Origin of the sequence: Photorhabdus stackebrandtii (assembly GCF_011189495.1) — a bacterium.
GTDB lineage: Bacteria > Pseudomonadota > Gammaproteobacteria > Enterobacterales > Enterobacteriaceae > Photorhabdus > Photorhabdus khanii.
In genome coordinates this window covers 1-1,316 of the sequence record NZ_PUJV01000116.1, presented here as the reverse complement: position 1 = coordinate 1,316, position 1,316 = coordinate 1, and the positions used below count along the sequence as shown (strand labels likewise).

The following is a 1,316-nucleotide window of genomic DNA, read 5'->3' as shown; positions in this document are numbered from 1 at the left end:
AAATCAGTCGCTCAGTTACGCGGAACTCAATGCCCGGGCGAACCGACTGGCTCGTCAACTCATTGCACTGGGAGTGCGTCCCGGTGGACATATAGCGCTGTTGTTTGAACGCTCAATAGCACTGGTGATCGCCCAGCTGGCGGTGCTTAAAGCGGGGGCGGTTTATGTACCGATTGATCCGGATACCCCGGATGAGCGCAAACTCTGGGTCATACAGGATTGTGCGGCTCAGTTGCTGCTGACGGATAATCACATGGCGATCCCGGACAATCTGGCGGTGCTGTTATTGCGAATGAGGGAGGAAACAGATCCCGGCCGGGAAGATGACGGACGGGATCTTAACTTAACCCGTCTGGAGTCAGATGCCGTTTATGTGATGTATACCTCCGGTTCGACAGGGGTACCGAAAGGGGTTATTGTGTCGCATCGTGCGGTTATTCGGCTGGTTATCAATAATGGCTATGTAAAAATTGGCCCGGATGACCGAGTAGCTTTTATGGCTAATCCGGCGTTTGATGCCAGTACCTTTGAAGTCTGGGCTCCGCTGCTCAACGGCGGGGCGCTGGTGGTTATCGACCGTCATACCTTATTGACACCAGCGGTGTTAATCCAGTCTTTACAGGTTAATCATGTGACGGTGATGTGGCTGACAGTCGGGTTGTTTAACTGGCTGGCGGCAGAATTATCCCCGATTTTGCCGCAGATAAAATGCCTGATTGTCGGGGGAGATGCCCTTGATCCTCATGTTATCAGTGAGGTGCTGAGCATAAATTCGCCACAACAGTTATTAAATGGGTATGGCCCGACGGAAGGGACTACTTTTACAACCACTTACTGTATTCAGACACCAACGCAGGAAGTGACCAATATCCCGATTGGCCGCCCCATCGCCAATACGCGAGTATATTTATTGGATGCCAACGGTCTACCGGTACCATCAGGTGCCACCGGAGAAATGTATATTGGCGGAGACGGGGTCGCTAAGGGCTATCTGAACCGGCCTGAACTGACGGCAGAACGTTTCCTGGCTGACCCGTTCAGCGATAAACCGGATGCCCGGATGTACCGCACCGGGGATTTGGCGCGTTATTTGCCGGACGGCAATCTGGAATTTTTGGGCCGCACTGACCAGCAGGTGAAAATCCGCGGTTTCCGCATTGAACCGGGGGAAATCGAAGCGAGGCTGGCTGAACACCCGGCGGTGCGTGAAGCCGTGGTGCTGGCTCACGGGAAAGGGCTGGACAAACGGCTGGTGGCGTATGTGGCGGCGGACGTGGAAGAAGGGCTGGTGAATAACTTACGTGAGCGCCTGAGTC

General features: G+C 54.2%; 1 protein-coding gene. It reads left to right on the top strand.

The features are described 5' to 3' along the window. Positions 1-1,316, top strand: a 1,316-nt coding sequence (locus C5470_RS21835) for an amino acid adenylation domain-containing protein (protein ID WP_166291889.1), incomplete at both ends; no start/stop codon positions are given.